We start from the raw sequence: 12,830 nt of genomic DNA on the forward strand, positions 1-12,830 counted from the left end.
TGCGTTCGCGTACGGAGCGTTCCCGTACGGGGTTCCCGTTCGGGGTTCCCGTACGCGGGGTGCGGTGCGGCGGTCAGAGGTCCGCGAGCTCCAGGCCGGCCTGGGCGGCGGCCGCCCGGACGGTCTGCTCCAGCAGGACGGCGATGGTCATCGGGCCGACGCCGCCGGGGACCGGGGTGATCAGCGAGGCGCGGGCGGCGGCCGACTCGAAGTGGACGTCACCGACGTTGCCCTCGTTGTAGCCGGCGTCCAGCACCACGGCGCCCGGCTTGATGTCCTCGCCGCGGATGAACTCTGCCTTGCCGACGGCGGCGACCAGCACGTCGGCCTGGCGCACGATCGACGGCAGGTCCACGGTGCGGGAGTGGCAGTAGGTGACGGTGGCGTTCTGCTCCAGCAGCAGCATGCCGGCCGGCTTGCCCAGGATCGCGCTGCGCCCGACGACCACGGCGTGCTTGCCGGTCAGGTCCACGTCGTACTCGGCGAGCAGGCGCATGATGCCGCCGGGGGTGCAGGACACGAAGCCCGGCAGTCCGAAGCCCATGGCGGCGAAGGAGTGCATGGTCACGCCGTCGACGTCCTTGCCCGGGGCGATGGCCTCGAAGGCGGCGCGCTCGTCGATGTGGTGCGGGACCGGGTGCTGGAGGAGGATGCCGCTGATCTCCGGGTCCTCGGAGAGGGCGGTGAGGGCGGCGACGAGCTCCTCGGTGGTGGTCTCGGCCGGCAGCTCCACGTGGCGGGAGGTGATCCCGGCCTTGGCGCAACGGTTCTGCTTCATCTTCACGTACGTCACGGACGCCGGGTCCTCGCCGACCAGCACGGTCGCGAGGCAGGGCGCGGTGCCGGTGCGCTCGGTGATCTTCGCCGCGAGGGCGGCGGTCTGCTCCGAGATGCGGCGGGCGAGGGCGGTGCCGTCCATCAGCCGGGCGGGGCCGGTGGCGGTGACAGTGGCGGTCTGGGCAGTCGTCACGGGGTCTCCTGAGCGTCGCTGCGGTTCGCGGGTTCGCGGTTCGCCCAGGCGCGCGGCAGGAGACGTACGTGCGGTCGTACGCCGGGCCGCTCCCCGGTGGTGATCCACCCGAACGCCAGTCACGGCCCGCCTCCACTCTAATGGACCCCGCCCGCGGGTGCGGTGGCCCGCGGGCGGTCCTTGACGTACGGGATCTGGTCAAACCGGTGGATCACCGGCGCCGCGCCTGGGACGATCGAGACATGACGCGCACTTTCGACCACCTGGTCGCGGAAGCCGAGTCCGTTTCGGTCGACGGCTGGGACTTCTCCTGGCTCGACGGCCGGGCCACCGAGCAGCGCCCTTCCTGGGGCTACCAGCGGCTGCTCGGCGAGCGCCTCGCCCGGGTCCGCTCCGCCCTCGACATCCAGACCGGCGGCGGAGAGGTGCTGGCCGGGGCCGGGCCGCTGCCCCCGCTGACGGCGGCCACCGAGTCCTGGCCGCCGAACATCGACAAGGCGACCCGCCTGCTGCACCCGCTGGGCGCGGTCGTGGTCGCGGACGCCGACGAGCCGCCGCTGCCGTTCGGCGACGAGGCCTTCGAGCTGGTCGCGAGCCGGCATCCGGTGACCATCTGGTGGGAGGAGATCGCGCGGGTCCTGCGCCCGGGCGGTACGTACCTCTCGCAGCAGGTCGGGCCGGCGAGCGTCTTCGAGCTCGTCGAGTACTTCCTCGGGCCCCAGCCGGAGGAGGTCCGGCGCGGCCGGCACCCCGACGACGCGGTGGCCGACGCCGGCAAGGCGGGCCTCGAAGTGGTGGATCTGCGCTCCGAGAGACTGCGTACGGAGTTCCACGACATCGGAGCCGTGATCTACTTTCTACGGAAGGTGATCTGGATGGTGCCCGGCTTCACGGTCGGGCAGTACCGGGACCGGTTGCGCGAGCTCCATGAACGGATCGAGCGTGACGGCCCGTTCGTGGCGCACACCGCTCGTTTCCTCATCGAAGCCCGCAAAACGGGTTGACGGGAAAGGGCGGCGCGGGCGCGGACGGATCCACGGCCGAATGGTTGCGCGCCCACAGCGTGGCGCAGGTCACTCAATTCAGCGCGTAACGAATCGACTCGGGCATGCGATGAACCGACAGGTGTCCTCGCGCGGCCCCGGAATACAGACCCCCCTCGGGTCTGTTTCCCGAGTCCGCGCGATGATGTCCCGCCCACTCCCTATCTGTTCGCAACGAGAGGCTCCTTGTGTCGCTCAGCCCGTCCCGTACGTTCCCTCCGGAGATCGCCGAATCGGAGGCCCTCGTCGCGCTCGTCGAGCGCGGCCGCGAGCAGGGTCACATCAACGGTGACGACGTGCGCCAGGCCTTCGAGGCCGGCCGCATCCCGGTGGACCAGTGGAAGCGGGTCCTGCGCAGCCTGAACCAGGTCCTGGACGAGGAGGGTGTCGCACTGCACGTCAGCGCCGCCCCCGCCACGAAGGCCGCCGCGAAGAAGCCCCGCAAGGCGGCCGCCGCGCCTGCCCGCACCGTGACCAAGAAGGCGGCCGCCGCGCCGCGCCCCATCGGCGCGCGCAAGGCCTCGGCCAGCGCGGCCCCCGCCACCGCGGCGGCGATATCCGCTTCGCCGGCCGCGGCCACCGAGGACGAGGTGACGGCCGACGCCGTCGCCGAGCCGAAGAAGCGGACGGTCAAGAAGACCGCCGCGAAGAAGACCGCGGTGAAGAAGACCGCCGCCGCGGCCAAGAAGACCAGCGCGAAGGACGCCGACGAGGGCGAGACCCCGGCCGCCGAGGGCGAGGACTGGGCCGCCGAGGACCTCGTCGACGACGTCGAGGAGGAGGCCCCCAAGGCCGGCGGCACCCAGGGCTTCGTCCTGTCCGACGACGACGAGGACGACGCCCCGGCGCAGACGGTCATGGTCGCCGGCGCCACCGCCGACCCCGTCAAGGACTACCTGAAGCTGATCGGCAAGGTGCCGCTGCTCAACGCCGAGCAGGAGGTCGAGCTCGCCAAGCGCATCGAGGCGGGTCTCTTCTCCGAGTACAAGCTCGAAGAGGAGGAGGACCACAAGCCCGCGTTCAAGCGCGAGCTGGAGATCCTCGTCGAGGACGGCCGCCGTGCCAAGAACCACCTGCTGGAGGCCAACCTCCGCCTCGTGGTCTCGCTGGCCAAGCGCTACACGGGCCGCGGCATGCTCTTCCTGGACCTGATCCAGGAGGGTGGATCCGGCAGGCGATCACGCGTGCCATGGCCGACCAGTCGCGCACCATCCGCATCCCCGTCCACATGGTCGAGATCATCAACAAGCTGGCGCGCGTCCAGCGCCAGATGCTCCAGGACCTCGGCCGGGAGCCCACTCCGGAGGAGCTGGGCAAGGAACTCGACATGACCCCCGAGAAGGTCATCGAGGTCCAGAAGTACGGCCGTGAGCCGATCTCCCTGCACACCCCGCTGGGTGAGGAGGGCGACAGCGAGTTCGGTGACCTCATCGAGGACTCCGAGGCGGTCGTACCGGCCGACGCGGTGTCGTTCACGTTCCTCCAGGAGCAGCTCCAGTCCATCCTGGGCACGCTCTCGGAGCGCGAGGCGGGCGTCGTCTCGATGCGCTACGGCCTGAACGACGGCCAGCCGAAGACCCTGGACGAGATCGGCCGCGTGTACGGGGTCACCCGTGAGCGCATCCGCCAGATCGAGTCCAAGACCATGTCGAAGCTGCGCCACCCGTCGCGTTCGCAGGTGCTGCGCGACTACCTCGACTAAACCGTCGGGTCAGCCGACGGGGTACGCGGTGCGCCCGCTGCGGGCGCACCGCGTACCCCGGGCACCTCAGTTCTCCAGGAGGTGCTTCAGCTTCTCCTCGTTGCGCGGCATCTCCTTGCGGGCGTACGGCTTGACGACGAGCGGGGCGATCACCCGCCCGATGCCGTGGCCCTCGAAGTCGAGGTCGAGGGTCACGCGCGAGCGCTTTCCGCCGTCGAGGGACTCGATCGTGCCGCGCACGTCGCCGCGGACGGGTCCGCCGGTCCCCTGGATGTGCCAGCTGTGCGGCTTGTCCAGCTCCGTGACCTCCATGGTCATCGGGAACTCCCGCCTGCCCATGCGCCGGGTGATCACGACCTTCGAACCGACATGGACAGGTCGGCCGTCGAGCGGGCGGGCGGAGACGGCGCTGTCCTGCCACTCCGGCAGGTGCGTGGGGTCCGTCACGTAGTCGAAGACGTCTTCGGGACTGCGGGAAATGTCGATGCTTTCTCTGATCGCGGACATGGCGACCCCTTAGTGCCCCCTGCTTGTCCTCTCATTCCAAACTACCGCGCAGGTCAGGCGGTGGCCCGGTGCTTGCGGGCGGACATCGCGGCGTAGACGAGGACGCCGGCGAAGAGGAACAGCACACCCTGGTAGACGGCCGCGTAGCCGGAGCCCGCGACCAGCCACATCGAGAAGCCGAAGGCCAGGCCGGCGAGGATCCCGTCGCGGACCAGGCGGCCGCGGTGGACGCGCTCGGACCGTCCGGAGAGCAGGAAGTAGATCTGCGCGGCGGTGGAGAGCAGGTACGGGACGGTCGCCGTGAAGGTGGTCACCAGGACGAGGACCTCGAAGACCCCGTCCGAACCCGCCGTGTAGTTGTAGATCGTCAGGCCGGAGGCCAGGACGACGGTGACGAGCACGCCGGCCACCGGGACGCCCCGCTTCTTCGTCGCGAAGACCTTCGGGAAGAGCCCGTCGCGGGCGGCGGCGTACGGGGTCTGCGCGCTGAGCAGCGTCCAGCCGTTGAGGGCGCCGAGCATCGAGATCACGGCCGCGCAGGCGACGAGGGTGCCCGCCCAGGTGCCGCCGGCCCCTCCGTCCGTGGAGAACATGGCGTTGACGGCGTCGGTGAACGGGGCCTCGGAGGCGACCAGCTTGTCGTGGGCGACCAGGCCGAAGACCGAGAGGGTGCCCAGCAGGTAGACGGCGGCCGCGGCGGCGGTGCCCAGGATCGTGGCCCGGCCGACGTTGCGGGCGGGGTCTCGGACCTCGCCCGCGCTGACGGCGGCCGACTCCACGCCGAGGTAGCTGAAGAGGAGGATCGCCGCGGCGGCGGAGACCGCGCCGACGGGGCTCTGGTCGGTGGCCCGGAAGGGGCCGAGGTTCGCCGGGTCGAAGAAGAACAGCCCGCCGACGGCGACGAACAGCAGCGGGGCGAACTTCATCACCGTGGCGACCAGTTGGACGGCGCCGACGTACCGGGTGCCGGCCAGGTTGGCGAGCGCCGGGAGCCACTGCACGGCGAGGGCGGCCAGGCACATCGCCGCCTTGTGCTCCCCGACGGCCGGGAAGAGCACGGTGAGGTAGCCGACGGCCGCCACCGCGAGGGCCGCGTTCGAGACCCAGGCGGTGATCCAGTAGCTCCAGGCGGCGAGGAACCCGGCGAAGTCGCCGAACGCGGCGCGGGCGTAGACGTACGGTCCACCGGTCTGCGGGAGCCGCTGCGAGAGCCGGCCGAAGACCAGGGCGAGGGCGATCGCACCGGCGGTGAGCACGCCGAAGGCGACCAGGCTGATCGTGCCGAAGGGCGCCACCGAGGCGGGCAGCAGGAAGATCCCGCCGCCGATGATGTTGCCCATGACCAGGCAGGTCGCGATCGGGAGGCCGAAGCGCCGGGCGTGGGGGTCGCGGCCCTGCTCGGGGGGTGCGGCGGCCTCGGCGGGCAGGGTTGCGGTGCTGGTCATCGGTGGTGCGCCTCTGGAATGTCTCACATGCTGGGCAGGGTCAACACATGGTTGACCAGTGCGCGGGCGCCACAAAATCAGCGGATTTCGTCCCGCGCGGGCACCCCTGCGGAAGGAAGGCTTCCGCCATTTCCGCCCCGGGGCCGGGGTTCCTCCACCGGCTTCCCCGCGGGCTCCGCCGCCGCCCCGCCCACCGGCGGAGCCACCGGTACCTGGGGCCCGTCCGCCTCCCGCAGCCAGCGCCGCAGCACCTCGTGCACCGCCTCCGCGCCCACCAGGTCCGGCTCCGGTTCCGACAGCTCCGTCGGCCACATCAGGAACGGGTGCCCCTGCTCCCCGCCCAGGCCGCCGTGCGAGCCGATCTGCTCCTCGAAGGCGTGCACCGCCCCGGTGAGCGGGTCGTACGCCGAGTTCACCATGACGTCCGCCACGTGCGGGAAGGCGTCGGTCCGCCGGACCGCCCGCGCCGCACCCGGTCCGAACCGGGCCAGCAGCTCCTCCGCCGCGCCGGGCTCGTCGAGGCGGGCCACCCTCCCGCCCGGGCCCAGTACCTCCCCGTCCACCAGTAGGAACCCGATGCCCGGGTGGTTGGCCAGGGTCCCCAGCAGGGCCGGGTGCGCCCGCTCGATCCGCTCCCGCGAGGCCCGCCCCGGCAGGTCCGGGAACGAGATCAGCCCGAGGTTGCCCGAGGCCAGCACCACCGGGTCCGGACCCCGCTCCGGGTGGGCCTCCGCGCCCTCCTCCACCGGCCGGTGCAGGGCGGCGAGCACCGCCGCGCGGGCCTCGGCGCCACTGCGGGTGCGGCCGGCCCGGCGGGAGACCGGCAGTCCGCAGCCCGCGCGGACCAGGTCCTTCAGGGTCAGCCCGTACCGGCCCAGGAAGGTCTCCCCCGGACTCTGGCCGTGGTCCGAGAGCAGCACGATCCGGTACTCCCGGGGCGCGTGCTCGGCGACGCGGGCGATCAGCGCGAGGCTCCGGTCGAGCCGGGCCAGCACCCGGTCGGCGTCCCGGCCGTGCGGCCCCGAATGGTGGGCGACCTCGTCGTAGGCGACCAGGTCCGCGTAGATCGCGGCGCGCCCCGCGAGCATGTCGCCGATCACCGCCGCCACGACGACGTCCCGTTCGACGACCGTCGCGAAGGCGCGGATCAGCGGGTACAGCCCGCCCCGGGCCACCCTCGGCCGCTCTCCGCGCAGCCGGGCCCGCAGCGACTGGCCGATCTCCCGGGCGACCTCGGCGACGAAGGACAGCGCGGTGCGGACGGCGTTGGCCGGGTCGCAGAAGTACGCGAAGTAGCCCGCGCGGGAACGGTTCGCCCGGCCCCGCCGCGCCGAGACCGACAGGACGAGCGCCAGTTGGTCGGCGCCACCGCTGAACAGGTTGCCCCGGCTCGCCCCGTCGAGGGTGAGCAGCCCGCCGTCACCGGTGCGGGCGATGGCCCGGCGCTGGAGTTCGGCGGCGCTGGTGGGCCGGTTGCAGACCACCACCTCGCCGGTGTCCTTCTCGTACCAGCGGAAGGCGGGCACGTCGAAGGTGGACCCGTGCAGGATGCCGAGCTGGCTGGCGCCGGTCTGACTGGACCAGTCCGTGCGCCAGGCCGTGAGGCGGTGGCCGCCGTCCAGCCGGGCGGCCACCGTGGGCATCAGGCCGCCGCCGGCCGCGCGGCGCAGCGTCTCGTGACCGACGCCGTCGAGCTGGAGGAAGACCAGGCCGGGGGCGGCCGGGCCGGCGCCGGGCGCGCCCTTGTGCCGCGTACGCCGGCGGCGCCGGTCGGCGAGCCGGTAGAGCCGGCGCCGGTACGCCTCGTCGTCGCGCACGGCGAGCGCGGTCGAGGTCGCGGAGGCGACGGCGGACATGACGGCGGCCACCACCACGGCGGTCTCCGGGGCGACTTCGCCACGCCCGGACGGGATCAGGCTGAGGGCGAGCAGCAGCAGCGAGCCGTTGAGGAAGAAGACGAGCAGGCCGAGCACCAGGGCGGGCACCAGCAGCAGCGCCCGGACCAGCACCGGCCACACCAGCGCGCTCAGCAGGCCGAAGGCCCCGGCCCCCCAGGCGGCGGTCAGCCCGATCTCGGTGACGCTGTCGCCGTCGCCGGACTGGAGCCGGAAGTCGGGGAGGACGCCGGCCAGCGCGAGCATCGTGAGGGTGGACACCGCCCAGACGAGGATCACCCGTACCAGGGCGCTGCCCAGGGTCCGCCACCGTCCTCGCCACACGCCGTACCGCCTCGTGTCTCCCCCGGATCCGCGCCCCGCCCGCGGTCCCGGCCGCACCACCCAGCGTCGCACAGGGCGGCGGGCCCGGCCGGGTGACAGGGGTGGCGCACGGAGGTGCGAACCGCGGCGACCGGGAGCGCGGTGGCGGTGCTGCGTGCCCTGCCGTGCCCGGCGTTGCCCGGGCTGCCCCGCGTGCCCTGCGTCGGCCTGCGTCGCCCTACGTGCCCTGCGTGCCCTGCGTCGCCCTAGGTGCCGTCGTAGCCGGCGGTCGGCATGGACAGGCGGCGGTGCACCTCGGCCTTCATGGCGGAGGTGTACTGCGGCTCGGCGAGCCCTGCCGTCTCCAGCCGTACGCCGCGCCGCTCGCACTCGGCGGTGAACTCCTCGACGGAGCGCAGCGCGCGGGCCAGGACCCGGCGGTTGGGGGCGACGAACAGGTCGACCTGCCCGGCGTCCACGTCGCACCAGAGCCCGCAGTGGTTGGCGCGCAGCCCGTAGAAGAGCAGCGTCCTCGTCACGACGTAGCCCTGGTCGGCCGCCCAGCGGGCGCACATGGCGTGCTGGCTGCGGGTGTCGACGGCGAAGGGGTCGGTGTCCAGATCCTCGAGCGGGGCCAGGCTGGCGATAGCGGCCACGCGCAGCTCATCCATGCCGCCCGACCCTACTCCGATCCGCCGCCCGGGAGGAGGGGGCGGCGGGCATCGGTTCGACGCGCGGGGGCGGGGGCAAGCTCTAGGCTCAGGAGGGGCGGGGACGTACGAGCTGCGGGGAGGCCGGGTGCCGGTGGAGATCACCTGGTGGGGCCATGCCACGTGCACGGTCGAGGACTCCGGGGTGCGGCTGCTGACGGACCCGCTGTTCGCCCGGCGGCTCGCGCATCTGCGGCGCAGGCGCGGGGCACCGCCCCCGCCGGAGGCGGCGGAGGCGGACGTGGTGCTGGTGTCGCACCTCCACGCCGACCATCTGCACCTGCCGTCGCTGGCCCGGCTGGCGCCCGGGACCCGCCTGCTGGTGCCCCGCGGGGCGCGCCGGGCCGTGCCGGGGCTCGCGCGGGTGGCGGCGGCGCGCGGGCTGCCCGTCACGGAGGTGGTTGCGGGCGACGAGGTCGGCGTACGGGCGGGCGTACGGGTCAGGGCGGTCAGCGCCCGGCACGACGGGCGGCGGCTGCCGTTCGGGCCGCGTCTCGCGCCGGCGCTCGGGTACGTGGTCCAGGGCTCGGCGCGGACGTACTTCGCCGGGGACACCGGGCTGTTCGCGGGGATGGCCGAGGAGGTCGGGCCGGTGGACGTGGCCCTGCTGCCGGTCGGCGGCTGGGGCCCGTACCTGGGGCCGGGGCATCTGGATCCGGCCGGGGCGGCTCGGGCGCTGGCCGAACTGGCGCCGGCGGCCGCGGTGCCGGTGCACTACGGGACGTACTGGCCGATCGGGCTGGACGCGGTGCGGCCGCACGAATTCCACGCGCCGGGCGAGGAGTTCGTACGGCGGGCCCGGCAGCTGGCGCCGAAGGTGACGGTACGGGTACCCGGGCACGGCGAGCGGGTGCGCCTGCCGTGACGTGGGAGGCGTACGGGCCCCACGGGCTCGGGGTGGCCTTGGGCGCGGTGGTCGGCCAGGTGCCTCCGGAGACGACCCGGCAGGCGGTGGGGTACCCGGCGCTGTTCCTGCTGGTGGCGCTGGGCGCGCTGGTGCCGGTGATCCCGACGGGGGCGCTGGTGAGCACGGCGGCGGTGGTGGCGTTCCACCAGCAGTCGCTGCCGTTCGGGGTGTTGCCCGTGTTCGGTGTCGCGGCGGTGGCCGCGTTCGCCGGGGACCTGGCGCTGTACTGGCTGGGGCAGCGCGGGGTGCGCTCCCGGGGCGGCTCGCGGTGGCTGGAGACGCTGCGGGGGCGGGCGACGCCCGAGCGGCTGGCCCAGGCGCAGCGGAAGCTGGACGAGCACGGGGTACTGGTCCTGGTCGTCTCCCGGTTGGTCCCGGCGGGCCGGATCCCGGTGATGCTGGCCTGCCTGCTGGCCCGGCTCCCGCTGCGCCGCTTCGCCCGCGGCGATGCCCCGGCCTGCCTCGCCTGGGCGGCGACGTACTGCCTGATCGGGATCCTGGGCGGCTCCCTGTTCTCGGAGCCGTGGAAGGGCGTGGCGCTGGCGGTGGCCGTGACCCTGCTGATCAGCGGGGCGCCGTCGCTCTGGCGCCGGCTGCGGAGCCGGTGACGTACCCCGGCCCCGCGGCCGTCCGGGTCAGGGCTGTCGGCGCAGTCCCTCGACGAGGAGCCCGACCAGTCGGCGCGCGTCGTAGCGGGAGTCGGTCTCGGCGCCGATGCAGAGATTTCCGATACCGCGCATGAGTGGGTAGGCGGTGAAGTCGGAGCGGATCTCGCCCGCGGCGACGGCGGCGTCGAGGAGTTCGGTGCAGACCGGCAGGAGCCGGTCGAGGAAGTAGGCGTGCAGCGCCTCGAAGCCGGCGTTGTCGGCCTGCATCGCGGCCGCGAGCCCGTGCTTGGTGACCAGGAAGTCGACGAAGAGCCGCAGCCACTGTCCGAGGGCGGCGTGCGGGGTCGGGCCGGCCGCCAGCAGGGCCGGTCCGGCCTCGGCACAGGCCTCGACCTGGTGGCGGTAGACGGCGATGACGAGGTCCGCCCGGGTGGGGAAGTGCCGGTAGATCGTGCCCATGCCGACGCCGGCCTTGGCCGCGATGTCCCGTACGGGCGCCTCGACGCCCGAGGTGACGAAGACCGCCGCCGCCGCGTCCAGCAGGGACTGCTGGTTGCGCTGGGCGTCCTTGCGCTTGGACGCGGCTGCGCCGCCCCCGGTCCGCCCGCTGTCGTCCACCACGGCACTCCTTCCCTCACCGACCTTGCAAAGCGGAACAGTGCTCCGTATCGTTAGCGGAGCAAGGTTCCGGTTCGCCCATGATGGCAGAACGGCGTGCCGCCTGCCAGGCCGCCCACCGGACCGACGTATGCGAAGACACCCGACGGAAGGCACTGCCATGTCCGGCTCGAATGCGAACCCCTTCAACGCGCCGCGGTCTGCGAGCGCGCCCACCACCGTGCTGTCCGCCCAGCCCGTCCTCCTGCCGGCCCCGAGCGGCCGCGGCGAGGACCTCCAGGTCCGTGTGTCCGCCCCCGCCACCGGCAGCGATCTGCCCGTCGTCGTCTTCTCGCACGGCTTCGGCTGGTCGATGAACGGCTACGCCCCGCTCGCGGACCACTGGGCGGCCCAGGGCTTCGTGGTCATCCAGCCCACCCACCTCGACTCCCGCACCCTCGGCATCCCGCACGAGGACCCGCGTACGCCGCGGATCTGGCGGATCCGCGTCGAGGACCTCAAGCAGGTACTGGACGGACTCGACGTCCTGGAAGCCGCCGTACCCGGCCTCGGCGGCCGCGTCGACCACGGCCGCATCGCCGTGGCCGGGCACTCCTGGGGAGCCCAGACGGCGAGCACGCTGCTCGGCGCGCGCGTCCTGGACGCCGACGGCGTTCCCGGCGAGGACATGTCCGACCCCCGCGTCACGGCGGGCGTGCTGCTCGCCCTGACCGGCCTGGGCGACAGCCTCACCCCGTTCGCCGCCGAGAACCTGCCCTTCCTGAGGCCCTCCTTCGACACCATGACCACCCCGGCCCTCATCGTCGCCGGTGACGAGGACGACTCCGCGCTGTCCACCCGCGGACCGGACTGGTTCACCGACCCCTACACCCACAGCCCGGCCGGCAAGAGCCTGCTCACCCTCTTCGGGGCCGAGCACTCGCTCGGCGGCATCCCCGGATACGAGGTCGCCGAGACCACCGACGAGAGCCCGGCGCGCGTCGCCCTGATCCAGCGGCTCACCACGGCCTTCCTGCGCAGCGCCCTCTCCCCCGGGGACACCGGCTGGCGGACGGCGGCGACCGCCCTGGAGAACGACCCCGACGCGCCCGGCAGCCTGCAGAGCAAGTAGCCCCCACCCGCACGGACGATCAGAACCACCACGGAAAGGACAGGCCATGATCCTCGTCACCGGAGGTCTCGGCTTCATCGGATCGCACACCGTACGGGCGCTGCTCGACCAGGGCGAGGACTGCGTCGTGGTCCAGCGCCGCACCCGCGAGCTCCCGGCCGTGCTGGCCGGAGCGCGGGTGACGGTGGAGCGGGCGGACATCGCCGATCGCGGGGCGCTGCTCGCGATCGGCGACCGGCACCACATCACGGGCATCGTGCACCTGGCCGGGACCTACCCGTGGCCCTCCGTCACCGACGCGCCCGTCGAGGGGACCCGGCAGGCGCTCGGCGGACTGCTGAACATCGCGCAGGCGGCGCAGGACTGGGGCGTACGGCGCCTCGGCGTCGCCAGCACGATCGGGGTCTACTTCGGGGCGCGGAACGACGGACCGCTGCGCGAGGACGCTCCGCTGCCGCTGACCGCACCCGTCTCGATCCCCACGTTCAAGAAGGTCGGCGAGCTCCTCGGCGGATTCCTCGCCGACGCCACGGGCATCGACATCGTCAACTACCGCATCTCCGGCACCTGGGGCCCGCTCGGCCACGCCGATCCGTTCTTCGCCGCGCCCGCCCTCGTGCGGGCCGCCGCCCACGGCACCGCCCCGGACCTGTCCCACCTCGTGCGGCCGGCCTTCGCCGAGGACGGGCTGGACCTCGGCTACGTGAAGGACACCGGACGGGCGCTCGCGCTCCTCCAGCTCGCGGACAGGCTGAACCACCGTACGTACAACGTGGGTTCCGGCCGGGCCACCACCAACTCCGAGCTCATCGGGGCGATCAGGAAGGCGGTCCCCGACGCGCGGATCGACCTCCCCGACGGCGGCGAGACGCACCACATGGTCCTCGACATCAGCCGTCTGCAGCAGGACACCGGCTACCGGGCCGAATACGACACCGAGCGGGCCGTCGCCGACTACATCGCCTGGCTGCGCGCGGGCAACGAGAGGTGAGCGGCGGATCGCCGACGGGC

General features: G+C 73.3%; 11 protein-coding genes, 1 pseudogene and 1 riboswitch. Of the genes and pseudogenes, 6 read left to right on the forward strand and 6 right to left on the reverse strand.

Translation table 11 applies throughout. The features are described from left to right. Window positions 1–73: 73 nt before the first annotated feature. Window positions 74–919, reverse strand: coding sequence for a bifunctional 5,10-methylenetetrahydrofolate dehydrogenase/5,10-methenyltetrahydrofolate cyclohydrolase (locus ADK52_RS11400; RefSeq protein WP_053689711.1), 846 nt, complete (start codon window positions 917–919; stop codon window positions 74–76). 86 nt (window positions 920–1,005) lie between these two features. Continuing rightward, a riboswitch (ZMP/ZTP riboswitch) is annotated at window positions 1,006–1,103 on the reverse strand. Window positions 1,104–1,212: 109 nt separating this feature from the next. On the opposite strand from ADK52_RS11400, the gene ADK52_RS11405 reads away from it, so the two are divergent. Together ADK52_RS11405 and ADK52_RS11410 are read left to right on the forward strand one after the other, a co-directional pair. After that, the gene (locus ADK52_RS11405; protein ID WP_053689644.1) at window positions 1,213–1,974 is read left to right on the forward strand and encodes a class I SAM-dependent methyltransferase; all 762 of its coding nucleotides are present in this window, start codon (window positions 1,213–1,215) and stop codon (window positions 1,972–1,974) included. Window positions 1,975–2,201: 227 nt separating this feature from the next. Beyond that, window positions 2,202–3,715, forward strand: a pseudogene (locus tag ADK52_RS11410) (RNA polymerase sigma factor). Window positions 3,716–3,781: 66 nt separating this feature from the next. On the opposite strand, the gene ADK52_RS11415 reads toward ADK52_RS11410, so the two are convergent. From ADK52_RS11415 to ADK52_RS11430, 4 genes are all read right to left on the reverse strand, one after another. After that, complete coding sequence (locus ADK52_RS11415; protein WP_053689645.1) at window positions 3,782–4,222, reverse strand: SRPBCC family protein; 441 nt, start codon at window positions 4,220–4,222, stop codon at window positions 3,782–3,784. A 53-nt stretch (window positions 4,223–4,275) separates the two neighbouring features. Next, window positions 4,276–5,667 (reverse strand): amino acid permease, encoded by a 1,392-nt coding sequence (locus tag ADK52_RS11420; RefSeq protein ID WP_078988246.1) that lies wholly within the window; start codon window positions 5,665–5,667, stop codon window positions 4,276–4,278. 77 nt (window positions 5,668–5,744) lie between these two features. Further along, window positions 5,745–7,886 (reverse strand): phage holin family protein, encoded by a 2,142-nt coding sequence (locus ADK52_RS11425; protein ID WP_078988247.1) that lies wholly within the window; start codon window positions 7,884–7,886, stop codon window positions 5,745–5,747. Window positions 7,887–8,131: 245 nt separating this feature from the next. Further along, a complete protein-coding gene (locus ADK52_RS11430) occupies window positions 8,132–8,536 on the reverse strand; it encodes a hypothetical protein (RefSeq protein ID WP_053689646.1) in 405 nt (134 codons plus the stop codon). A gap of 127 nt (window positions 8,537–8,663) precedes the next feature. On the opposite strand from ADK52_RS11430, the gene ADK52_RS11435 reads away from it, so the two are divergent. Together ADK52_RS11435 and ADK52_RS11440 are read left to right on the forward strand one after the other, a co-directional pair. Next, window positions 8,664–9,440: an MBL fold metallo-hydrolase gene (locus tag ADK52_RS11435; protein WP_053689647.1), complete on the forward strand. Its 777-nt coding sequence runs from the start codon at window positions 8,664–8,666 to the stop codon at window positions 9,438–9,440. A 32-nt stretch (window positions 9,441–9,472) separates the two neighbouring features. Further along, complete coding sequence (locus ADK52_RS11440; RefSeq protein ID WP_234343654.1) at window positions 9,473–10,090, forward strand: DedA family protein; 618 nt, start codon at window positions 9,473–9,475, stop codon at window positions 10,088–10,090. 27 nt (window positions 10,091–10,117) lie between these two features. Here the strand turns inward: ADK52_RS11440 and ADK52_RS11445 are convergent, their stop codons facing one another. Next, a complete protein-coding gene (locus tag ADK52_RS11445) occupies window positions 10,118–10,708 on the reverse strand; it encodes a TetR/AcrR family transcriptional regulator (RefSeq protein WP_053689648.1) in 591 nt (196 codons plus the stop codon). A 160-nt stretch (window positions 10,709–10,868) separates the two neighbouring features. On the opposite strand from ADK52_RS11445, the gene ADK52_RS11450 reads away from it, so the two are divergent. Next, complete coding sequence (locus ADK52_RS11450) at window positions 10,869–11,819, forward strand: alpha/beta hydrolase family protein (RefSeq protein ID WP_053689649.1); 951 nt, start codon at window positions 10,869–10,871, stop codon at window positions 11,817–11,819. 46 nt (window positions 11,820–11,865) lie between these two features. After that, entirely contained in the window at window positions 11,866–12,810 is a 945-nt protein-coding gene (locus ADK52_RS11455; RefSeq protein WP_053689650.1) for an NAD-dependent epimerase/dehydratase family protein, read from the forward strand. Window positions 12,811–12,830 lie beyond the last annotated feature (20 nt).

Origin of the sequence: Streptomyces sp. WM6372 (assembly GCF_001279655.1) — a bacterium.
Taxonomy (GTDB): Bacteria; Actinomycetota; Actinomycetes; order Streptomycetales; family Streptomycetaceae; genus Streptomyces.